The organism is Martinezella tropici (assembly GCF_003287875.1).
Lineage (GTDB): Bacteria > Pseudomonadota > Alphaproteobacteria > Rhizobiales > Rhizobiaceae > Rhizobium > Rhizobium tropici_C.
In genome coordinates, this window is the sequence record NZ_QMKK01000043.1 from 92,799 (window position 1) to 115,493 (window position 22,695).

Below are 22,695 nucleotides of genomic sequence, written 5' to 3' on the forward strand. Positions count from 1 at the left end.
GTGCTAAACGCGCCTCCGCAATATTCAACAACAGCGACTTCGCCGCATCCTTCATCGATGCGGCTTCGAGAGACCAAGATCATGGCTGAGTTCAAATCCGATTTCCTGCGCACCCTGCACGAGCGCGGCTTCATTCATCAGATTTCCGATGAAGCCGGCCTCGATGACCTTTTCGCCAAGGAAACCGTGACGGCCTATATCGGCTTCGATCCGACTGCATCAAGCTTGCATGCGGGTTCGCTGATCCAGATCATGATGCTGCACTGGCTGCAGGCGACCGGCCATCGACCCATTTCGCTGATGGGCGGCGGTACCGGCATGGTCGGTGATCCCTCGTTCAAGGACGAAGCCCGCCAGCTGATGACGATCGACACGATCGAGAGCAACATCGCCTCGATCAAGCGCTGCTTCTCGAACTACCTCACCTATGGTGAAGGCCCGAAGGACGCGTTGATGATCAATAACGCCGAATGGCTGCGCTCGCTCAACTACCTGGAATTCCTGCGCGATGTTGGCCGCCACTTCTCGGTCAACCGCATGCTGTCCTTCGACAGCGTCAAGACGCGCCTGGATCGCGAGCAGTCGCTGTCGTTCCTCGAATTCAACTACATGATCCTGCAGGCCTACGACTTCGTCGAGTTGGCCAAGCGTTACGATTGCCGCCTGCAGATGGGCGGTTCGGACCAGTGGGGCAATATCGTCAACGGCATCGACCTCGGTCACCGCATGGGGACGAAACAGCTCTTCGCCTTGACCTCGCCGCTGCTGACGACGGCGTCCGGCGCCAAGATGGGCAAGTCCGCCACCGGCGCGGTCTGGCTGAATGCCGACCTGCTTTCGGCCTACGACTTCTGGCAGTACTGGCGCAACACCGAGGATGCCGATGTCTCGCGCTTCCTGAAGCTCTACACGACGCTGCCGATGGATGAGATCGCACGGCTTTCGGCCCTGGCCGGCTCCGAGATCAATGAAGTCAAGAAGATCCTCGCGACTGAAGTGACCGCGATCCTGCATGGCCGCGCGGCAGCCGAACAGGCCGCCGAAACGGCCCGCAAGACCTTCGAGGAAGGCGGCCTGTCCGAAAACCTGCCATCGATCGACGTTCCGGCGTCCGAACTCGAAGCCGGCATCGGGCTTCTCTCGCTGATCGTGCGCGCCGGCCTTGCCGCTTCCAACGGCGAGGCTCGCCGTCATGTTCAGGGCGGCGCGGTTCGTATCAACGATGAAGCCATCAGCGACGAACGCAAGATCATTGGCAGCGGCGAAGTGACGGCCGACGGCGTCATCAAGCTGTCGCTCGGCAAGAAGAAGCACATCCTGATCCGCCCGGCTGCCTAAACCGCGGAACAGTCTGAGAATGAATAAAGCCGGCGTCCCCTCGCCGGCTTTATGGTTTCTGCATGAAAGAAAGCCGCGGTCGCCCTGCAGCACATTCGTCAATATTCAAATATCTGCCTGAAGACACCCGGCGCGATGATCGACAACGGGTTGATCTGGAGGTTCGATTTTTCCAGCGTGCCGGTCAGCCTGAAGGTGATGCCGATGAGGCCACGGTCGCTGCCGTTGCCGAGGATGAAGCCGACGATCGGAACCTCTGCGAACAGCCGGTTCAGGCCGTAGGCAGGCATGAAGGTTCCGGTCATGTCCATCTTGCCGCTGGCATCCTTCAGCGTTCCCTGGAACGTCGCGCCGAGCTGCACGCCGCGCACCACGCCGTTTTCGACCGATAGCGTGCCGTCACGCATGACAAGCCGCGCAAAGCCCCGCTCGAAGCTCTGCGAACGCGTATCGATATTCTGCTTCACCGCCGCATTCAGGCTCTTTCCGTTCTTGCCGCTCGGGGTCGAGACGATGGTGGACAGCTTCTTTTCATCGATGATCGCGAAGTTGCGGATATCGAGCGAACCATCCCAATCATCTCGGCCGGTCGACCGCAGCGATAGGTTGAGGAGCCCCCCCTGCAGGTGCTTGTAGAGATCGGTGAAGCGCGCGACTGCGCCGGCGTCGCCGCTCGTGATGCGAATCACACCATTATTGCCTTTGCTCATCTGGGTGACGAGCGCCTCGCCGCTACGCGTCACGCCGGAAAAATCCGCTGCCGTCGTCTTGCCGCCGGCGATCGAGTAGACGCCCTTGACGTTGCCCACGGTCTCGTCGTTGAAACCGATGACCTTGTCGATATTGGCGCGAACGGTCGCGCTCGCCGAAGCATCGCTATCCGAATTTTGCTGGCCACCTGAGGTCGACGACTTCAGACGCGCCAGGATCGGACGTATGTCGGCGGAGTTGCCCGATATGGCGACATCGTAACTGCCGCTTTTGCTCCGCTTCAGGGAAAGCGCAAAATCGTCGAGCGCGGAAAGCTTGACGCTGTCGAAACTCGCGGATGTCAGAGTCCCCTTGCTGATCAGCAGATCGCCGCTGACGCCGAAGCCGTCGCCCTTGAGCGTGAAATTCTTGAGCGTCGTCTGATTGTCGGGGCCGGATGCCTCGAACTGCGCGACCGCTCCAATACCGCTGCCCTTCGACCAGCCGACCCAGGGCACCGTCAGTGCCGCCTTGCCGAGATCGACCTTGACGCCCTGGCGATCCTCGTCGAGGCGCGTCAACTCCACCTTGACGGGTCCATCGATTATATCGCGAAGGCCGGGCAGAACTGCATTGCGCTGCGCATCCGTCAGCGTGGCCGTAATCACACGCGTTCGCTTTACCGGCGATTTGCTGTCGGTCGGCTCGACCATGTCGATCTCTGCGGGAATGCCATCGATCTGGGCTTCGGCCTGCAGATGAACCGATTGCGGATCGGCTGAAATCTCACCCGTCAGATTGTCGATCTTGCGATTGTTCATCGGCTTCAGCAGATCGACATTGTCAAGCTCGAGCTTCGCCTGCCAGTCCGGCGGAGGCGGCTGCTGATCCCTGATCAATCCGATCCTGGCATCGACCTTGGCGACGATCTTGCCGTTGAAATCCTCCGGCTTGAACTCGGTCCGCTGCAGCACCTCGAGCGGCTTATAGGTCAGGAGCTCGCCTATGGCGTCACCGGAGCCCGATATCGTCAGGTCGAGATCGGCCATCAACGGCTTGTCGTATGTCGCCGGGATCGAGAAGCTGCTGTCGTTTAGAGTGATCGTCCGACCAGTGGCGAAATAGGAGGTTGCCGTCGCGATATTGACGGCCATGTTCGGCCCGGTCAAATCGAAATGGGCCTTGGTGTCTCGCAACGGCGGGATGTCACCCGGGACGTTCATGCGCGCGCCGGCGATGTCGAAGGCGATATGCAGCTCGTTCTTGCCGAGCTGCAGCTTGCCGTTTTGTGAAGCTTCCCTCAGCCTTCCGGCAGGAATAAAGACGGATATGACGGCATTGGTCACCGAGCCACCAAAGAGATTGGCCTCGACCCACGTCCTTGGTTTCGAGGCCATCCAGAAAGGCCAAAGCTGCTTGACGACGGTCGTATCCAGTTTGTCGGCACGGCCGCCGAAGCTGATTTCCGGCGAGCTGTCACCGAGCTTCACGTGCAGGGAACCGAACAGCGCGCCTTGCGGTGTCGATATACCGAGGTTTTCGAGCTGGAGTTCCTTGGTCTCGGAAAGAAAGTGCCCGGTGGCGCGACCATCGAAGCTGACCGGTTTTTCCCCGGAGATCGATGATGCGGCAACGCCATCCTTAATGACGAAATCGATGCCGAAACCCTTGCCCGCATTGGCATTGACACGATCGAGATCGATGACCGCACCGGAGAACGGCACCATGGTGCCGACGAATTGCACCTTCGAAGGCGCAATCTCCAGCGTCTGATGATCGAAATTATAAGCGAGGTTGATGTTGCCCTGTGTCAGGTCCTGGACGTCGCGGTCCATATAGAGGGTGCCGGGCTGCACGTCGATCGAGGCTTCCAGCTTCGGATCGATGCCGGCATCGCCCTTGACGGCGGACAGTGTCACATCGGCGAAACTGATGACGCCCTGCCGCGGCGCGCCGTTCGCATCATAGGCCATGGTCAATGGCTTGAGATCGAGATTGGAGATCTTCGCCGTCAGCGAAGAACTGTGGCCGGGCTGCTGCTGCGTCGCCTTCACATCCAGTGTCGCCACCGACCCGTTGACGGCAACCTCGCCAAAGAGATGCAACGCGTTCGGCTCGGCGCGTTCGAAGGTAAGATTGTCGACCACGAGAGAGATCGGATCGCCTTCCTGGCGCGCCAGCTTCATCGAGAATCCGGAAATGCGCACAGAATTCGTGCCGCCGCGCTGCACGAAATGCTCCAGGAAATCGAGATTGTCGAAGGCAGCGTTCAGCGCCTGCGGCAGCGCATCGACCCGCAGCTTCGTCAGATCGACGGGATCCCCTTGGGGCAGAAGCGACGTATCGAGCGCGATGCCCTCCGCCGCCACGCTTGCAACTTCCACCCGGCCATCAAGCAAAGCCAGCGGATCGAGCTCCATGTTGACGGCAGACATGGTCGACAGATGCTTGCCGCTTTCCTGATCGACGACGTTCACGTCATGGGCTTCGAGCGTCAGCCGCAGGCCGGATGTAAATCGGATCACGGTTGCGCCGACTTCGGCCTTGTAGCGAGGACCAATGGCATGATCGAGCGCCGTCTGCGCCTTCTGCGACAGCGGCGCGTCGAAAATACCGCCCTCAATGGTCGCGACGACGGCTCCAAGGATGATGGCGAGAAATGCAAAGAAAACCAGTGTGATACGGCAAACATGCCAGATATGCGAGCGACGACGGCGAACGCGCTCCGGCACGTGCACGATCAGCGGATCTTCGGCCTGGGCGGACGGCAGATTGTCGAGCGGCACGAGATCCTTTTTGCGGAATGTTATCTTTTCGCCTCGGATCACTCCTGCGCGTGCCTTTCGCTCTCTACAATTTTGTTGGTGACGCTGCGTCCCATTGGACGGCACACGTGGGCAGTATATATGGCTTCCCTCAAGTGTCATCTAAAAAACCGGCAAAAGAAAGGTTTTCCCGTGGCGGAAGTTTTTCCAGTTCAACTCGGCATCGGCGACAAGGCACCGGCTTTCGATCTCCCGCGCGATGGCGGCGGCAGAATTCGTCTTGCCGATTTTAACGGGAAACCGCTGGTGGTCTATTTCTACCCCAAGGACGACACCACCGCCTGCACGACGGAATCAATTTCCTTCACGGCGCTCGCGGCCGATTTCGCCAAGGCGGGCGTTGCCCTCCTCGGCGTGTCTCCAGACCCGGTCAAGAGCCACGACAAATTCGTCAAGAAGCACGCGCTCTCCGTGCCGCTCGCCTCAGACGAGGAAAAGACCATGGCGACGGCCTACGGCGTCTGGCGGGAGAAGAGCATGTATGGCCGCACCTATATGGGCGTCGTACGCTCCACCTTCCTCATCGGTGCCGATGGTCGCATCGCCAGAATATGGGACAAGGTCAAGGTGGCGGGGCACGCCGAGGCCGTTCTTGCCGCCGCCACGGAACTCTGACGGCATGACCGATACCACCGAGATGATCACATCGCTTCGCGGCGGTGCCATCGCCGCCATCCGTTCGGCCGATCTCGATCGTAAGACCGAACTTGCCCAGGAATCGGCGCGACGCTGGTTTGCCCGGACCCTGTCGCTGCGTTCGCCGCTCGATCCGCCGCTCGCCGATCGCCCCGGCCGCCCCGACAAGCCGGATCTGGTGCCGCCAAAACACATGGAGAAGCGTTCCCTGCATACGCTCAAGGGCCGCATCGCACTCCTGCACGCCATCGCCCATATCGAGCTGAACGCCGTCGACCTGGCACTGGATATCGTCGCACGCTTCGCGACGGGGCCGGTTCCGAATTCGTTCTTCGACGGCTGGATGCAAGTTGCCTTCGAGGAAGCCAAGCATTTCCGCATGGTGCGGGCGCGGCTACGCGAACTGGGTGCCGATTATGGCGATCTTCCAGCCCATGACGGCCTGTGGCAGGCAGCTCATGCGACCCGCACCGATCTGACCGCCCGCCTCGCCGTCGTGCCGTTGATTCTCGAAGCCAGGGGGTTGGACGTGACGCCGGCGCTGCAGGCGAAGATGCGCGAAACCGGCGACCTGGAGAGCGCTGCCATCCTTGACGTCATCTATAATGATGAAAAAGGCCACGTCGCCGTCGGTGCCAAATGGTTCCGATTCCTGTGCGCACGGGAGAAGCGTGATCCAGCCCGAACCTTCCAGGAATTGGTGCGCGCCAACTTCCGCGGCTCCCTCAAAGCGCCATTCAATGACATTGCAAGGGCGGAAGCGGGACTGACTCCCTCCTTCTATCGCTCGTTAACCTCTACGAACAGCGCATAATCCACTCACATTAAAGGCTTTTTCCGGTATCTAACGATGCGCCGGAAAGTATTCATTAACCATAATGCCGTGTACTTCCAGACAATGCCACAAGGCATCGATTGGGAGATTCTCGGTGACAGCAAAGCCTCAGCATCGGGTTTTCGGCAAGCAACGGCGACACCACACCATTATTCTCGCCAGCGGCGATACGGTGCGCCATATGACCGTGCGTCCATGGATGGCCGCCATTGCCGTCTGCCTAGTCGGGATATTTTCAATCGGCTATCTGCTTGCGACCTCTTATCTCGTGCTGCGCGACGATCTGATCGGCGCGACGATGGCCCGCCAGGCGCGCATGCAATATGACTATGAAGACCGCATCGCCGCACTGCGCGCCCAGGTCGACCGCGTCACGTCCCGCCAGCTCCTCGACCAGCAGGTCGTGGAAGAAAAGGTCGACAAGCTGATCGAACAGCAGCAGCAGTTGTCGTCCCGCAACGGCAAACTCGGCACCTTGCTCGACAGGGCCGAAAGCTCCGGCCTGACCGACAAGAGCCAGCATCCGGAGGCAAATGCCACCGTTCCCGGCAACGAGCATGCCCGACTGACCGCGCCGAAGGCGATCGAGACACTTCTTCTGGGGGACAAGCCGGCCGATGCGACGCCCGATAACTCCACCCTCGCATATGTCCCCGCGCCGGAAACGGTCGCCGATCGCGCCGATCGTGTCTTCTCGAAAGTAACGTTGTCGCTGAAGCATGTCGAACAGGATCAACTGATCCGTATCCGTAACCTCACGGCCGATGCCTCCGAGACAGCGAGCGAAATCCAGGCGATCATGCACAATGTCGGAATCAAGGTTCCGAACGAGGTCGTGGCCGCGAAGGGCGAGGATGCGGACAACGGCGTGGGCGGGCCTTACGTGCCGCCCGAAAATGTAGATCAGTTCGAGCGGTCGATGGCGAACCTCGATACGGCATTGACGCATCTGGAAACCGTGCGAGGCACGGCCGAAAGCCTGCCCTTCCGAAATCCGGCAGCGGGCAAGCTCGTCACCAGTCCCTTCGGCAATCGCAAGGATCCATTCTTCGGCACGCTGGCGCTCCACACCGGCACGGATTTCCATTTCAGCCCCGGCGAAAAGATCAAGGCCACCGCCCCCGGCAAGGTGGTTTCGGCAGGCTGGACCGGCGGCTACGGCAACATGGTGGAGATCGACCACGGCGACGGCATCTCCACGCGCTATGGCCATATGGAGCAGGTGCTCGTCAAGGTCGGCGACAAGGTCGGTGCAGGCGCCGTCGTGGGTCTTGCCGGCAGCACCGGACGTTCGACGGGAACCCATCTGCATTATGAAGTTCGCGAGAACGGGCATCCGGTAGACCCGATGTATTTCATCAATGCCGGCACGAAACTCGCAAGTTACATTAGCGGCCTGGGCGCAATTTAGCTGCCGGAATTGTGACAAACGCGCAACAAAGATGGCACTAATCCAAAAATTGCGTTATGAATGAACTTCAGGTCCGTTGAAGCGCCTGCTTTCCTTGACTTCACGGGTATTTGGTTCTATGTCGCGCTGCGTTGCGGCACGTTCCTGCGTGTCGACTCACAGTGTTCGACTGAACCAGGACGGAATTAGATTTCCCTTTGACAACATTTGCTGACCTTGGCCTGAGCCAAAAAGTCCTTTCCGCGGTGACTGACGCGGGCTACACCACACCGACTCCGATCCAGGCCGGTGCCATCCCGTTTGCGCTTCAGCGCCGCGACATTTGCGGCATTGCCCAGACCGGAACCGGCAAGACGGCCTCTTTCGTGCTGCCGATGCTGACGCTGCTCGAGAAGGGCCGCGCTCGTGCCCGCATGCCGCGCACGCTGATCCTCGAGCCGACCCGCGAGTTGGCGGCCCAGGTCGCCGAAAACTTCGAGAAGTACGGCAAGAACCATCGCCTCAATATCGCACTGCTGATCGGCGGCGTCTCCTTCGAAGAGCAGGATCGCAAGCTTGAGCGTGGCGCCGATGTGCTGATCTGCACTCCTGGCCGCCTGCTCGACCATTTCGAACGCGGCAAGCTTCTGATGAGCGGCGTCGAAATCTTCGTCATCGACGAAGCCGACCGCATGCTCGACATGGGCTTCATTCCGGATATCGAGCGCATCGCCAAGCTCATTCCCTTCACGCGCCAGACGCTGTTTTTCTCGGCCACGATGCCAGCGGAAATCCAGAAGCTGGCCGATCGCTTCCTGCAGAATCCGGAACGCGTCGAAGTCGCCAAGCCGGCATCGACGGCCAAGACCGTGACGCAGCGTTTCGTTGCCTCGCATGGCAAGGACTACGAGAAGCGCGCCACGCTGCGCGACCTCATTCGCGCCCAGACGGATCTCAAGAACGCGATCATCTTCTGCAATCGCAAGAAGGACGTCTCCGACCTCTTCCGTTCGCTGGACCGCCATGGTTTCTCGGCCGGCGCACTGCACGGTGATATGGACCAGCGCTCGCGCATGACCATGCTGCAGAATTTCAAGGACGGAAACCTGCAGCTGCTCGTCGCCTCCGACGTTGCTGCTCGCGGTCTCGACATCCCCGATGTCAGCCACGTCTTCAATTTCGATGTTCCGATCCATTCGGAAGACTATGTTCACCGCATCGGCCGCACCGGTCGCGCCGGCCGTTCCGGCGCCGCTTTCACCATCGTGACGAAGCGCGACACCAAGCACGTCGACGCCATCGAGAAGCTGATCGGTGAAGATGTTCAGTGGCTGAACGGCGATCTTTCGGCTCTGCCACCCGCAGACGAGAGCAGCGACGACAACCGTTCGTCCCGCCGTCGCGACCAGAAGGGTAAGGGCCGCGACCGGGATCGTAGCCGTGGAGGCCGCAATGCCTCGAGTCATAAATCTGATATCGACGTCGAGGATAATGACGTCGTAGCGATCGAAGCAGCACCAGCAAAGGCCGAAAGCGTGAAGAACGAGCGCAAGTCTGAGAACAACAATAACAGGTCCCATAACGGTTCTCGCAACAGCCACCGGCCCTTCCCTGCTGCCAATGACGATCATCGCGAGCGCCGCAACCGCTATCGCGATCAGGATGACGGCCCGACGCCGGTCGGCTTCGGCGACGATATCCCGGCTTTCATGCTCATCGTGGCAAACGCCAAGGGCTGATAATCTTCACCTGCCGCCGATCCGAACCACTGCGCCGGAAAGTCGCGGCAAATCTCGGAAGTCCGGCATGGGCAAGCCTGGCATCGATTTCCCAGGACTAGGAACCGGTCTCGCAATCTTGCGGGACGGCAAGCTTTTGCTATATCGGCGCCTCAAGGCACCGGAAGCCGGATGCTGGAGCATCGTCGGCGGCAAGGTCGATCACATGGAGCCGGCCGCCAAGGCAGCCATTCGTGAGGCTGAAGAGGAAAGCGGCCTCGCCATCGGCAGGATCGACTATCTCTGCACGGAAGAAGTCATCATCGAGGCCGATCGGCAGCACTGGATCTCGCTGATCTATGTCTGCAGGGATTTTTCCGGAGAGCCGCGACTGATGGAACCGGATAAGCTCTCCGATTTCGGCTGGTTTGGCCGCGACGAGCTGCCGGCTCCGCTTTCCGAATTCGCCAGGGCAACCATCGCCCATCTCAGCGAAGACGATTTCCACTGACGTCCGAAGTCCTGCGTCACATGCCCTTCATCGTCTCCGGTTAGGCAGGCCGAAATCCGGAGATTATCCATGCATTCGACCGCACAAGAAAATCGCCCCAAGATCGCCGAGACCGTGATCCATCCAACGGCGACTACAAGAGATTCGAGCATCGGCAAGTGCTGCGAGATCTTGGCAAACACATCCTTGCACACGGTCGATCTTGGGGATTACTCCTATCTGGGGCCTCGCTGCATGGTCGGTGATGCAACGATCGGGAAATTCTGCGCCATTGCGGCAGAGGTCAGGATCGGCGCCCCCAATCACCCGATGGATCGCCCTTCCATGCACCGCTTCACCTATTGCCCTGAATATTACTCGGCGGGCGCCGTGCGCGACGTTTCCTTTTTCGAGCAGCGCAAGCAAGACCGCGCTATCATTGGCAACGACGTCTGGATCGGCCACGGCGTCATCGTCTTGCCGGGCGTAACAGTCGGAGACGGTGCCGTTCTCGCAGCCGGAGCAGTCGTCACCAAAGACGTCGAACCTTATACGGTCGTCGGCGGCGTTCCCGCGAAATTCATTCGCGAGCGGTTTACGCGAGCCACCGCGGAAAAGCTTGCATCCATCGCCTGGTGGGACTGGCCGTTCGAAACCATCATGGAACGGCTTGCAGATTTTCAGTCAAGCGACATCGAGGCATTTTGCGAACGTTGGGCGTAGCGCTACCATCAAGCTCCGCGAGATTCGCTATTTTTCGGCGCGCAAGGCTGCTTCATAGGCAAGCCTTACCCAGCGCGCCATTTCATCCGGATCGTCGAATGCATCGTCGGGTATCGACCAATAGGGCATGTTGACCGCCTTGCCTTTCTTGCCCTCGTAAGCCCAGCGCCGCGCGCCGGCCGCTTCAAATTCTGAAGCACTGGTATCGTCCGCCTTCAGGAGGATTTCGTCGCCAACTTCCAGAGCCAGGATTCGACCCATGTGGTAGATGCCCTTGCCGCCAAACATCCGTTTGATGGTGATCGGCCCGAGAGACTGAAACATCTCTTCGATATCGATATTGTCCATTCCCTACCCCTTCAAAATCCCGCCGGCCGCGACAACGGCCTCAGGCGTATCGACATCGAGATGAGCCGCCTCGCCGATCTCGACGTCAACCACCGGAAGCCCCGATGTTTCGATGATATGCCGGGCGCCCACATCGCCTTCCAGACGCATTACCGCATTCAGCACGGCGCGCGGCAGGATGACGGGATTGCCGCGCTTACCACCGGATACCGCCCGCACGATCGCGTGGCCATTCGCCTTGCGAAAGGCGGCAGCCAGTTTTTTTAGATCGTCGCTGGTGACACCAGGCATATCGGCCAGCATGACAAGAACACCATCGGCCTTTTGCGCCGCGCCGGTACTCACGCCGGCAACAAGCGAGCTCGCCATGCCCGAGGCATAATCCGGATTGAATACCGGTTCGACGGCAAGATCGCTTAAAGCACCTTCGATCTCGTCGCGGCGATGGCCGGTGACTGCCACGACATCCGATGCACCGCTCGCAATGGCAATCGATGCCGAACGGCGAACCAACGGTACACCGTCGAACTCCGCTAAAAGCTTGTGCGCACCGCCCTCGCCCATGCGGCTCGCCTTTCCGGCAGCCAGCAAAACGACAGCTACCGAAATTTGCGACGCCGGCTTCGCAGCGATGTCGCGTGGCCGCGGCCGTGACTGAATTTCCATGAGCAACCCTCCAACGCCCATGCCGGTGATATCCCGCGACGCCGGTCGTTCGCCGGCTAAGATACGATCGAGCACCCAGTCGAAACCATTCTCCTTCGGGCTGCGCGCGCATCCGGGTGCTCCGACGACGTAGACGTCGCCTACGCTGCCGAGCACCAGCAGATTGCCGGGATCGACGGGCATCCCAACCTGAATGACCTCGCCGCCGGCAAACCGGATCGCTTCGGGAATGACATCACCGGCGTCGATGACTGCGGACGCGCCGAAAACGATCACCAGCTTCGGCAATCGGTCCGGTGCTGCCAGGGCGCGGCGGATCGCGTCGGCAACGGCGGTCGCCTGATGTGCAACCCGCTCTTCCCGCTGCAGCACGCTGCCCGAAGGCTGCAGCCGCTGCGACAATATCCGTGCCGTCTTGTCCATCACCGAAGCCTTCAGCGACGGCAGTTCCGTGGCGACGAGCGATATAGCGTGCGGCACGAACGGCTTGACCTCGAAGACCGGCTTTCGCTGAAGAATTTCGACGCCTTCGCGGACTTTGGCCCCGGAAACGGCGAGCGGAATGATCTTGAAGGTCGCGACCATGTCGCCGGCGCGAACCGGCACGTGATCGGCAAGACAGGCAAGGGTAATCGCCGGATCAATGCTGTTGATCCGATCGACCGCTGCACGATTTGCAACGAAAAGGCCATCGACGGCGCTGTGGACATTGACGCGCCCAGTCGCCGCCTCAGAGAAGGTCAGATGATCGGGCGCAACTGCCCGCGCCAGCCGTTCCGCTGCCTCGTCCTCCATGAGATCGCCCGGCTCGATCCGCGCGGCAATGATGCGCTCAATTCCAGCGGCGGTCAGCACGTCTATATCGTCACGACCGAGCCTGTGCCCTTTGGAAAAACTGCCATCAGGCAGCCGAAGAGAATGCGCGAGAACCGCACCTTCAGCCTCTATCGTCGGAAATTCACCGAAGATCATGGCTTGACGCTCTTTGGCGAAGACACGTCGCGCCCACGAAGGGAGCCGATGATCTCGGCCAGAATGGCGACTGCGATCTCGGCCGGGCTCGCGGCTCCGATGGGGAGCCCGATCGGCGCGTGGATGCGGGAAAGCTCCGCCTCGCCCAACCCCTCGCGCTTCAAGCGTTCCAGCCGGCCGGCATGCGTCTTGCGGCTGCCGAGTGCCCCTACGTAGAAACAGCCCGTTCTCAGCGCTTCTATGATCGGCTCATCATCGATCTTCGGATCGTGAGTGACAGCAACCAGCGCCATATAGCTATCCAGCGGCCGCTCCTTCAGCGCATCGACCGACCAATCCGCGGTGAGGTCGATGCCTTCGAAGCGCTCCGACGTTGCAAAGGCGGTGCGGGGATCGATGATCGTCACGTCGAAGCCCGCAAGTGCGGCCATCCGCGCCAGGATCTGGCTGATATGCACGGCACCGATGATAACGATGCGCGGCGGCGGCAGATGCACGTTGAAGAACAGGCTCTGTCCGTCCACCTCGAGTGCTGCGGACTTGCCCGAGCGGAATGCCGCTGCAGCGGCATCGGCGAGCGCGCCTTCCAGCGCATCGCCTTCGACGATGAGCCGATCCGGCCCTCCGGAGAGATCGGTGACGAGGATTGCTGCCTGCCGCTTGCGCCGCATTTCATTCAGCCGCGCCAGTATCTGACGGTCCATCAGGCGAGCCTTTCGACATAGACGCGGATGCGGCCGCCGCAGGAGAGTCCCACGCGCCAGGCCGTTTCGTCGGCAACGCCGAATTCCAGCATGCGCGACTTGCCCGTTTCGATGACGTCGAGCGCCTCGGTGATGACAGCGCCTTCGACGCAACCGCCGGAAACGGAACCATGGAAATTGCCGTCGCCGTCGATCACGAGATGACTGCCCGATGGGCGCGGCGCGGAGCCCCAGGTATCGACGACTGTCGCCATGGCCACATTGCGGCCCGCCGACACCCATTCCTCCGCAATCACGAGCGGATCCAGACTTTCGGATATATCTGACATCGGAGCCTCATTGCTTGCCGAGAAACCGCTTGGGATCATAGAAATCCGCGCGGCCGGCGGTGAGAGCCGATACGAGATCGGCCAGAGATAATAGATTGTGAACGGGACGGAATTCGTCAACATGCGGCAGCATCGCTTTTACGCCGCGCGCCCGAGCTTCGAAACCCTCGAAGCGCAGGAGCGGATTGAGCCAGATGAGCCGCCGGCAGGAGCGATGCAGACGATCCATCTCTTGCCCGAGCAATTCCACGCCTTCGCGCTCCAGCCCGTCGGTGATCAACAGTACGATCGCGCCCTGCCCCAGCACGCGGCGCGCCCATAGCCTGTTGAATTCCTTCAGCGTCTCGCCGATCCGCGTTCCGCCAGACCAGTCGCGCACCGCCGCCGCGCATTCATCCAGCGCTTGATCCGGGTCCTTGTGGCGCATCGCTCTGGTGACGTTGGTCAGGCGCGTTCCGAACAGAAACGTATGCACACGCCGGCGGCGTTCGGTGAGCACATGCAGAAAATGCAGAAAGATGCGCGTATATTGGCTCATCGAGCCGGAGATATCCGCAAGCACGACCAGCGGCGGCTGGATTTCCTTCGGCTTCCGGAAGCGCGGAAGGATCAGCGCCCCTCCCGTACGCAAGGCCGAGCGCATTGTGGCGCGCGGATCAACCTTGGCCACTGTGCGAGATGGTGCGAAACGGCGCGTGCGCACGCGGTCCAGCGGCAGTTGCAGCTTCCCTAGTTCCTTCTTGGCGACGGCAATTTCCGCCGCCGACATCTGCGCGAAATCCAGATGGCGCAATACCTCGCTGCCAGAACTGGTAAATCGCGCATCGATTTCGATATCCGGCGTCTCGCGCGGCGGGCGCTGGTCGTTGCGGTCATTGAGCAAGGCATCGCTTGCGCGGCTTTCGCCCGGCTTCGGTTTTTCCTTCTCTCGATAATCGGGCGCGACGGGCGACATCAGCGCAATCATTTTCGCGACGAGATCACGCGAGCGCCAGAATAGCCGGAATGCCTCGTCGAATACGGCCAGATCTTCATGCCGCTTGACGAAGACCGAACAGAGGGCGGCATGGAACTCCTCGCGAGAACCAATGCCGATCGCTTCGACCGCCTCGATGGCATCGGCAATCGCCCCAGGACCGATCTTCAGGCCGGCCTTGCGGAGCACCCTGCCGAACAGCACGATATTGTCGGCGAGGCGCCCGTCACCGGGCGGTGACGGCGCAACGACGATGCCATCCTGCGCGCCCGGTTCCATGGTTCATCCCGCTGCAAGCAGTTCGGATTTGACGTCGTCCAACACCCGCTTGCCCTCAGAGCCCTGAATACGGGCGATATCGTCCTGATATTTCAGCAAAGTGCCGAGCGTATCCGATACCGTCTCCGGATCGAGGGCCAGCCGATCGAGTTCCGTCAAGGCGGTCGCCCAGTCGATCGTCTCGGCGACGCCTGGATTCTTGAAGAGGTCGAGCGTCCGCAGCTTCTGGACATAGGCGACGATCTGGCGCGACAGCGCTTCATTGCAGCCTGGCACCTTGCGCCGGATGATTTCAAGCTCCTGCTCGGCCCCGGGATAATCGACCCAATGATAGAGGCAGCGCCGTTTCAGGGCGTCGTGCACTTCGCGCGTGCGGTTCGTCGTGATGATGACGATAGGCGGCTCGGCGGCCCGGATCGTCCCGAGTTCCGGCACCGTTACCTGAAAATCGGACAGCACTTCCAGCAGGAATGCTTCGAAAGCTTCGTCGGTGCGATCAAGCTCGTCGATCAGGAACACCGGCGCGCGTCCACCGACACCCGACAGCGCCTGCAGCACCGGCCGGCGGATGAGATAGCGCTCGGAGAAGATATCGGCCTCGATGCGATCGCGATCGGTGAGACCGGAAGCTTCCGCGAGACGGATTTCCAGCATCTGCGCCGGATAGTTCCATTCATAGACGGCCGAGGAAACATCCAGGCCTTCATAGCATTGCAGGCGGATCAGCGGCCGGTCGAGCGCCTTCGACAGGACCTTGGCAATTTCGGTCTTGCCGACACCGGCCTCGCCCTCGAGAAAGAGCGGCCGCTTCATCTTCAATGCGAGAAACAGGACCGTGCCGAGCGCGCGCCCGGCCAGATAGTCGTGCGCACCGAGCAACGCCATCGTTTCATCGATGGAACCCGGTAGCGAAGGTAATGTCTGATCCGCCATGATAACTCCCTTGAAGGGGTTATAGCGTGTGATAGCCCCGGTTCATATAGAGCAATGCCGGCTTCGGCTCGCTGTAGCGTATGGCCATCACCTCGCCGAAGATGATGTTGTGCGTGGAAGCCTGCTTGATCTCGATCACGCGGCAATCGAAAGCGGCAAGCGCGTCGCTGAGGACAGGCGCACCAGTCACCAGCGTCTCGAACCTGCCGGTTGCGAAGCGCTCGTCGGCGGTCAGCTGCGTCTTCCCGGAAAAGGCATCGGCCAGGGACTGGTGATCGGCACCGAGCGTATTCAGGGCAAAAATGCCGCTCTTGAAGAAGATCTCGTTCTTGGCGTTGCTGTTGTTGACGCAGATGAGAACCGTCGCAGGGCTGTCCGACACCGAGCAGGCAGCCGTGATCGTCACGCCGCGCCGCTCCGAGCCGAGCGCCGTCGTCACCAGCTGCACATGGCCTGCATAGCGGCTCATGGCATCTCGATAAAGCGCCGGATCCATACGCTGCCTGTCTAGCATCACCGTCTCCATATTCCTGTGACACCTTATCTTTCGCTCAATATGGCGGCCAGGTGTTAGCTTTTCTACAATAACGCCATTGAAAACAGAGCGATTTTGTTGCTTTTTCTTTGACGATGCCCATCAGGCGGATAAATAGAGCGGAAAATTGTCCGGGATAATCCATCGATGAACGTTCTGCGCCGCCTTCCGCTTCTGCTCGTACTGCTTTCTGCGGCCGGCAGCAGCCATGCCGCGGGAATCCATATTGGCGTGGTGGCACCGCAGAGCGGCAATTTCGCAATGCTTGGCGCCGAAATCACCACCGGGGCCAATTTCGAGATCCAGGCCCAAAAGGATAAAGCGACGGTCATCGACGAAGCTTGCACCGAGGATGGCGGCCGAGCTGCCGCCGAAGCATTGATCGCGGCGAAAGTGCAGATCGTGATCGGCTTTCTGTGCACGGAAACATTGGAAGGTGCGCTTCCACGCCTTAAGGAGGCCGGCATACCGGCCATCACCGTTTCCATCCGTTCCCGCATTTTGATGGAGGATGCGCTGAAGAATGGCTGGCCACTGTTTCGCCTCGCACCCGTGGATAGTGCCGAGGCTGCCATCGCGATCAATACCATCCTGAAAAACTGGGCGGCCGAGCCGATTGCGCTGATCGACGACGGCACGATCCATGGCCGCGAACTGGTGGGGGCGATCCGCAGCGCGCTTGAGGAAAAGGGGCTGAAGCCGGTCTTCACCGATACCTACCGCCCCGGCCAGGATCAGCAGATCGCGCTTGTCCGTCGCTTGAAGAAGGCCGGCGCCACGCATGTCTTCATCGGTGGCGATCGCAGCGATGTCGCGGTGATCGCGCGTGACGCTAGGAACGAAAACATTCCGCTGGCGCTGATGGGGGGCGATGCGATGCGTGCTGCCGATTTGCCCGTGCCTTTGCAGGAAGGCGTGCAGGCGATTGCCCTGCCTGATTATGCCACTCTGCCTGCAGCACAACAGACCGCACAGGCCATGCGTGCCGGCGGCATCGAGCCGGACGGCTATACCCTGCCGGCCGCGGCCGCGGCGCAGATCGCCAGCCAGGCAGCCGAAGGCGCGAAGGCGGAAAACAAGCCCGTTGCCGAAAAGCTCCTTGGCGCGACATTCCAGACGACGATCGGCTCGATTACCTTCGGCCAGAACCACGAATTGAACGAAAACCCCTACCGCCTGCTGCAATGGCGCGGCAACGCTTTCGTGCCGGTGACGACGCCGTCGAACTGAGGTGATCCCCTCGGGCGGTTGTTTGCCCGCGACAGCGGTGCTAATCCAGACACCACTGCATAATTTAAAGCGCTATAGCGACCTCAGCGCGTCACATGTGACGCGCGGCGCTGTAGAAATCAGTTGGAGCTCAGCCACCCATGACCTTGCCGATCCGCATCGCCCCTTCCATTCTCGCCGCCGACTTCGCCAAGCTTGGGCAGGAAGTCAAGGACGTGACCGAAGCCGGAGCCGACTGGATCCATCTGGATGTCATGGACGGGCATTTCGTGCCGAACATCTCCTTCGGCGCCGATGTCATCAAGGCGCTGCGCCCCTATACGACCGCGACCTTCGACTGCCATCTGATGATCTCGCCCGCCGATCCTTATCTGGAAGCCTTCGCCAAGGCCGGCTGCGACCGCATCACCGTTCATGCCGAAGCCGGCGTGCATCTGCACCGCTCGCTGCAGACCATCCGTCATCTCGGCAAGAAGGTCGGCGTCACCCTCAATCCGGCAACACCGCTTTCCGTGCTGGAAAATGTACTCGACGATATCGACCTGATCCTGATCATGTCGGTCAATCCCGGCTTCGGCGGCCAGAAATTCATTCCCGCCATGGCCGACAAGATCCGCAGCGCCAAGTCTCTGATCGGTGACCGTCCGATCGAACTCGAAGTCGATGGCGGCGTTTCGGTCGACACCGCACCTCTCATCACGGCTTCCGGCGCCAACGTGCTCGTCGCCGGCTCTGCCATCTTCAAGGGCGAATCGGTCGATGCCTACAGGCAGACGATCGGCGATCTCCGAGCCGCTGCCGAACGAGGCCGCGTTGGATCAAACTAATCCGACCAATGCCTTCATCGCGACGACGGGCCGGACACGGACCGTCGCTTCGCATTGCCTCGAAGTTTTGGGCAACGCCGTCGGCTGGGGCGCGGCCATGGCCGCTTCGGCGCTCGCCGCCCTCTATTGGCGCAACGGCCTTCTGACCAGTCATCTCACGGCTCTTACCCTTGTTTACTTCTTCGGCGGCACCCTCGCCTGGGCCATCCTCGTGCCGCTAACCCGCCGGTTCGCCCGTGGCCGACCGGCAAGCGCGCGCTTCGCCGCTTTCTTTCTTGTGCTCTCCATCGGCACCGCGGCCATGACGGCGTTTCTCTTTGCCATGGACTATCGCTGGTTCTATTCGCGCTGGCATGCGCCGTTCGGCTCACTCATCTGGACATTCCAATTCCTGTACACCGGCGCCAGCGCCGTCTACCAGTTCGCTATTTTCGGCTTGCCTCTGTTTCTGCCGTTCGGCCTTCTATGCCTGGTCGCCGTTTCAGCCTATCTTGCGCGACGGACGCGTTGAAGCGTACGAAGGATTGGCCCAACAAACATTGTGCCAAACATTGTGATTGCCGCTCGTCTTTGTTATGGGGGCGCCGAGGTTTCCTTTCCATTAGCCAAGAAAGCTTTGAGCCCATGATCCCGCGCTACTCCCGACCGGAAATGGTCGCCATCTGGTCGCCCGAAACCAAGTTCCGTATCTGGTTCGAGATCGAGGCCCATGCCTGTGATGCGCTGGCAGCTCTCGGCGTCATCCCGAAGTCGGCGGCGGATACCATCTGGGAAAAGGGCGGCAAAGCCACGTTCGATGTCGCCCGCATCGATGAGATCGAGGCCGTCACCAAGCACGATGTCATCGCCTTCCTGACGCATCTGGCCGAAATCGTCGGACCGGACGCCCGTTTCGTGCACCAGGGCATGACCTCGTCGGACGTGCTCGACACCTGCTTCAACGTCCAGCTCGTGCGCGCCAGCGACCTGCTGCTTGCCGATATCGACAAGCTTCTGGAAGCCCTGAAGCGGCGCGCCTTCGAGCACAAGGATACGGTCACCATCGGCCGCTCGCATGGCATTCATGCCGAACCGACAACCTTCGGCGTCAAGCTGGCACTTGCCTATGCCGAATTCGAGCGTTGCAAGCAGCGCCTGATCGCGGCACGCGAGGAAGTCGCCACCTGCGCCATTTCCGGCGCGGTCGGCACCTTCGCCAACATCGATCCCCGCGTTGAGGAACATGTCGCCGCCGCCCTCGGCCTGAAGCCGGAGCCGGTCTCCACCCAGGTCATCCCGCGCGACCGCCATGCGATGTTCTTCGCCACGCTCGGCGTCGTCGCCTCCTCGATCGAGCGTCTCGCCACCGAAATCCGCCACCTGCAGCGCACAGAAGTTCTGGAAGCGGAGGAATATTTCTCTCCGGGCCAGAAGGGCTCGTCTGCTATGCCGCATAAGCGCAATCCGGTATTGACGGAAAACCTGACGGGCCTTGCCCGCATGGTCCGCTCATACTCCATCCCAGCCATGGAGAACGTCGCCCTATGGCACGAGCGCGATATCTCGCACTCCTCCGTTGAGCGCATGATCGGCCCGGACGCGACCGTCACGCTCGATTTCGCGCTCGCCCGCATCACCAGCGTCATCGACAAATTGCTCGTCTATCCGGACAATATGATGAAGAATTTGAACAAGTTCCGCGGGCTTGTTCATTCACAGCGCGTGCTGCTGGCGCTGACCCAGGCCGGCGTCTCCCGCGAGGATTCCTATCGGCTCGTCCAGCGCAACGCCATGAAGGTCTGGGAAGAAGGCAAGGACTTCCTCGAGGAGCTGCTGGCCGACCAGGAAGTGCGCGCAGCGCTTTCCGAAGAGGATATCCGCGAGAAATTCGACCTTGGCTACCACACCAAGCATGTCGACACGATCTTCAAGCGGGTTTTCGGCTAGGACACCGACTCATAAGATCGTAGCCAGATACGAATTGAGGCGAGCTGGATCGATGCGAGGAAATTGTCGTCGCGTTTGTCGTATCGGGTTGCGATAGCTCGGAAGTGTTTGAGTTTATTGAAAAACCGCTCGACAGCGTTGCGTTGTTTGTAAAGCCATGAGCTGAAGTCGGGAATATTGACCCTGTTTGGCATGGGGCGGATACAGCCCCATGCTCCGCGTGCTTTGAGGTCTTGTCGCAGCCTGTCGCTGTCATAAGCGCGGTCAGCCAGAAGTGTTTGACCGGCCCCGACAGTCGCCAACATATCGGTCGCCGAGCGTCCGTCATGGGCCTGGCCGGCTGTCAGCTTTAAGCGGATCGGTCGACCATCGGCATCGACAAGAGCATGAATTTTGGTTGTCAGCCCGCCGCGCGAGCGACCCATGCAACCGGATCGCTCGTCTTTTTTTGACCGTTGGCAGCATGTTGGTGAACGCGGATTGACGAGCTGTCGATCATCTGGATATCGCCATCGTAAGCTTCTGATATTGCGTCGAGAATACGCCCCCAATGCCCCGCATGACGCCACCGGTTAAAGCGGTTTACGCAGGTCGTATAGGGGCCATAGCGCGCTGGAATATCCGCCCACGGCGCACCAGTTCTCAGCCGCCAGAAAATCCCATTCAAGACGCGCCGGTCATCAACGCGGGCCTTACCCCGAACCTTGGTCGGCAGAAGAGGTTCGATCACAGACCATTCGAAATCCGTCAAATCAAAGCGCGCCATCACTGCCTCCAAGCCTCAGAGACAATGAGACCCCATGTCCTTAGCCGGCAGGGTGGCTCGTCTCGCATTATGTTCAGAACGAGGGTTAGCTGCAGCGCCAGAGCCTCAAACATAGGAGACGAGCCGTGGTCGATGATATCGCAGTTTACGTTGGTTTGGATGTGAGCAAGGAAAAAATCGCGATCGGTCTGGCGGAAGCGGGCCGCAAAGGTGAGGTTCGCTATTACGGCGAAATTGCCAACCGTGCTGATGCGGTGCGCAAATTTGTCGACAAGCTTGCTGGACGTCACGGACGCCTGTGCCTTTGCTATGAGGCCGGCCCGACAGGTTATGGATTGTATCGTCAACTTCGCGATCTTGGCCATGAATGCCTTGTCGTCGCGCCATCGCTGGTTCCGACCCGTCCGGGGCTTCAGATCAAGACGGATCGCCGCGATGCTGTCGCGCTTGCCGCGTTGTTGCGCGCTGGTGAACTGTCGTCCATCTGGGTTCCCGACGAGACACATGAGGCCATGCGCGATCTCTGCCGGGCAAGGGAAGTGACGGTCTCGGATCTACGGCGCGCGCGCCAGCATCTTTTATCGTTCCTGCTCCGGCACGGGCGGGTCTTCGAAGGCCGCTCTCATTGGACAAGAGCTCATCGAAACTGGCTGGCGACACAGCGCTTTGATCACCGTGCGCAGCAGATCGCTATGGAAGAATATATTCGTGCCATCGAGCAAATCGAGGAACGGCGTGAGCGGTTGACCCGGCAGATGGTGGCGCTCTTGCCGGACTGGTCGCTTAACCCTGTCGTCGAAGCGATCCAGGCCCTGCGCGGTGTCGCACAGATCTCGGCGGTGACACTGGTATCGGAGATCGGCGACTTCAGACGCTTCAACAATCCCCGGCAGTTCATGGCATGGCTGGGTCTGGTTCCCAAAGAGCGCTCGACCGGGGCCAGCGTGTCGCGGGGTTCAATCACGAAGGCCGGCAACACCCGTGCGCGGCGCATGCTGGTCGAAGGCGCATGGACCTATAGATTGCCTGCGCGTGTAAGCCAGGAAATCCTGAAACGAACGGAGGGGCTGCCTGAAGCGATCAGGGCGATCGCCTGGAAGGCGCAGGTGCGGCTATGCCAACGATATCGGCGCATGCAGGCTAGTGGCCGCCCCACAAACATCGTCATCGTCGCCATCGCGCGCGAGCTCGCTGCCTTCGCCTGGGCGATTGCGACGACAGTTCCCATTACCCCAACAAAGGCAGCCTGACGAAAAGGCATCAAGGGAAAGGAGAAAACAAGTTCAATTCCATCACGCTGTTTATTGCTGGGCGTGGCGGCCGGTCAGGGTAACCCTCGTTGTGATTCTGCGAGCCTGAAACGGCAACACGCGCCATGTGAGACAGAGGAAGGCCCGAGACGAACCACGGTCCTGCGGTATCCAACCCGCGCATCAGAGTCTGATCAACCGTCGTCTCAATGCCGCCGCGTCCTGCAATAACCAGCCCGTTTCTTTCGGCGCTGAAAAGCGAAACGAAAACCTATACCCCAATCCTTGAAAACGGACATGAGAATCACA

The 22,695-nt window shown here is 60.4% G+C and carries 20 protein-coding genes and 1 pseudogene; 12 read left to right on the top strand and 9 right to left on the bottom strand.

What is annotated here, in order from left to right:
- Positions 1-81: 81 nt before the first annotated feature.
- Complete coding sequence (tyrS, locus tag DQ393_RS18250) at positions 82-1,338, top strand: tyrosine--tRNA ligase (protein ID WP_112343154.1); 1,257 nt, start codon at positions 82-84, stop codon at positions 1,336-1,338.
- A 98-nt stretch (positions 1,339-1,436) separates the two neighbouring features.
- Here tyrS and DQ393_RS18255 read toward each other — a convergent pair whose 3' ends face one another.
- Positions 1,437-4,856 (bottom strand): DUF3971 domain-containing protein, encoded by a 3,420-nt coding sequence (locus DQ393_RS18255; protein ID WP_112343155.1) that lies wholly within the window; start codon positions 4,854-4,856, stop codon positions 1,437-1,439.
- 129 nt (positions 4,857-4,985) lie between these two features.
- On the opposite strand from DQ393_RS18255, the gene DQ393_RS18260 reads away from it, so the two are divergent.
- From DQ393_RS18260 to DQ393_RS18285, 6 genes are all read left to right on the top strand, one after another.
- Positions 4,986-5,468, top strand: coding sequence for a peroxiredoxin (locus DQ393_RS18260; RefSeq protein WP_112343156.1), 483 nt, complete (start codon positions 4,986-4,988; stop codon positions 5,466-5,468).
- Between the two features lie 4 nt (positions 5,469-5,472).
- Complete coding sequence (locus DQ393_RS18265) at positions 5,473-6,303, top strand: ferritin-like domain-containing protein (protein ID WP_112343157.1); 831 nt, start codon at positions 5,473-5,475, stop codon at positions 6,301-6,303.
- Positions 6,304-6,418: 115 nt separating this feature from the next.
- Entirely contained in the window at positions 6,419-7,735 is a 1,317-nt protein-coding gene (locus tag DQ393_RS18270) for a M23 family metallopeptidase (protein ID WP_112343158.1), read from the top strand.
- Positions 7,736-7,932: 197 nt separating this feature from the next.
- Positions 7,933-9,453 carry a DEAD/DEAH box helicase gene (locus tag DQ393_RS18275; RefSeq protein WP_112343159.1) on the top strand — a complete coding sequence of 507 codons (1,521 nt, stop codon included), beginning with the start codon at positions 7,933-7,935 and terminating at the stop codon, positions 9,451-9,453.
- Between the two features lie 67 nt (positions 9,454-9,520).
- Positions 9,521-9,943 carry an NUDIX domain-containing protein gene (locus DQ393_RS18280; protein WP_112343160.1) on the top strand — a complete coding sequence of 141 codons (423 nt, stop codon included), beginning with the start codon at positions 9,521-9,523 and terminating at the stop codon, positions 9,941-9,943.
- A gap of 69 nt (positions 9,944-10,012) precedes the next feature.
- Positions 10,013-10,645 (top strand): DapH/DapD/GlmU-related protein, encoded by a 633-nt coding sequence (locus DQ393_RS18285; protein ID WP_112343161.1) that lies wholly within the window; start codon positions 10,013-10,015, stop codon positions 10,643-10,645.
- 27 nt (positions 10,646-10,672) lie between these two features.
- Here the strand turns inward: DQ393_RS18285 and DQ393_RS18290 are convergent, their stop codons facing one another.
- Genes DQ393_RS18290 through DQ393_RS18320 form a run of 7 tightly spaced genes read right to left on the bottom strand, consistent with a single transcriptional unit; the run spans position 10,673 to position 16,366 of the window.
- Positions 10,673-10,993 (bottom strand): TfoX/Sxy family protein, encoded by a 321-nt coding sequence (locus DQ393_RS18290; protein ID WP_112343162.1) that lies wholly within the window; start codon positions 10,991-10,993, stop codon positions 10,673-10,675.
- 3 nt (positions 10,994-10,996) lie between these two features.
- Positions 10,997-12,631 carry an NTP transferase domain-containing protein gene (locus tag DQ393_RS18295; RefSeq protein WP_112343163.1) on the bottom strand — a complete coding sequence of 545 codons (1,635 nt, stop codon included), beginning with the start codon at positions 12,629-12,631 and terminating at the stop codon, positions 10,997-10,999.
- Complete coding sequence (locus tag DQ393_RS18300) at positions 12,628-13,335, bottom strand: XdhC family protein (RefSeq protein WP_112343164.1); 708 nt, start codon at positions 13,333-13,335, stop codon at positions 12,628-12,630. The genes DQ393_RS18295 and DQ393_RS18300 overlap by 4 nt, the downstream gene beginning before the upstream one ends.
- The gene (locus DQ393_RS18305; protein WP_112343165.1) at positions 13,335-13,664 is read right to left on the bottom strand and encodes an XdhC family protein; all 330 of its coding nucleotides are present in this window, start codon (positions 13,662-13,664) and stop codon (positions 13,335-13,337) included. The genes DQ393_RS18300 and DQ393_RS18305 overlap by 1 nt, the downstream gene beginning before the upstream one ends.
- A gap of 7 nt (positions 13,665-13,671) precedes the next feature.
- Complete coding sequence (locus tag DQ393_RS18310; protein ID WP_112343166.1) at positions 13,672-14,919, bottom strand: vWA domain-containing protein; 1,248 nt, start codon at positions 14,917-14,919, stop codon at positions 13,672-13,674.
- Between the two features lie 3 nt (positions 14,920-14,922).
- The gene (locus DQ393_RS18315; protein ID WP_112343167.1) at positions 14,923-15,852 is read right to left on the bottom strand and encodes an AAA family ATPase; all 930 of its coding nucleotides are present in this window, start codon (positions 15,850-15,852) and stop codon (positions 14,923-14,925) included.
- 19 nt (positions 15,853-15,871) lie between these two features.
- Positions 15,872-16,366, bottom strand: a complete 495-nt coding sequence (locus tag DQ393_RS18320; protein WP_112343168.1) for a flavin reductase family protein — start codon at positions 16,364-16,366, stop codon at positions 15,872-15,874.
- A 168-nt stretch (positions 16,367-16,534) separates the two neighbouring features.
- Between DQ393_RS18320 and DQ393_RS18325 the strand changes: the two genes are divergently transcribed.
- The 4 genes from DQ393_RS18325 to purB all read left to right on the top strand — a co-directional run bounded on the left by DQ393_RS18325 (position 16,535) and on the right by purB (position 20,370).
- Positions 16,535-17,617, top strand: coding sequence for a branched-chain amino acid ABC transporter substrate-binding protein (locus tag DQ393_RS18325; protein ID WP_112343169.1), 1,083 nt, complete (start codon positions 16,535-16,537; stop codon positions 17,615-17,617).
- A 140-nt stretch (positions 17,618-17,757) separates the two neighbouring features.
- Entirely contained in the window at positions 17,758-18,444 is a 687-nt protein-coding gene (gene rpe, locus DQ393_RS18330; RefSeq protein ID WP_112343170.1) for a ribulose-phosphate 3-epimerase, read from the top strand.
- Between the two features lie 97 nt (positions 18,445-18,541).
- Positions 18,542-18,955 (top strand): hypothetical protein, encoded by a 414-nt coding sequence (locus DQ393_RS18335; protein ID WP_245430397.1) that lies wholly within the window; start codon positions 18,542-18,544, stop codon positions 18,953-18,955.
- Between the two features lie 113 nt (positions 18,956-19,068).
- Positions 19,069-20,370, top strand: coding sequence for an adenylosuccinate lyase (gene purB, locus DQ393_RS18340; RefSeq protein WP_112343171.1), 1,302 nt, complete (start codon positions 19,069-19,071; stop codon positions 20,368-20,370).
- Here purB and DQ393_RS18345 read toward each other — a convergent pair.
- A pseudogene (locus tag DQ393_RS18345) lies at positions 20,367-21,136 on the bottom strand (IS5 family transposase). The gene purB and the pseudogene DQ393_RS18345 overlap by 4 nt on opposite strands.
- A gap of 125 nt (positions 21,137-21,261) precedes the next feature.
- On the opposite strand from DQ393_RS18345, the gene DQ393_RS18350 reads away from it, so the two are divergent.
- Entirely contained in the window at positions 21,262-22,386 is a 1,125-nt protein-coding gene (locus DQ393_RS18350) for an IS110 family transposase (protein ID WP_112339943.1), read from the top strand.
- Positions 22,387-22,695 lie beyond the last annotated feature (309 nt).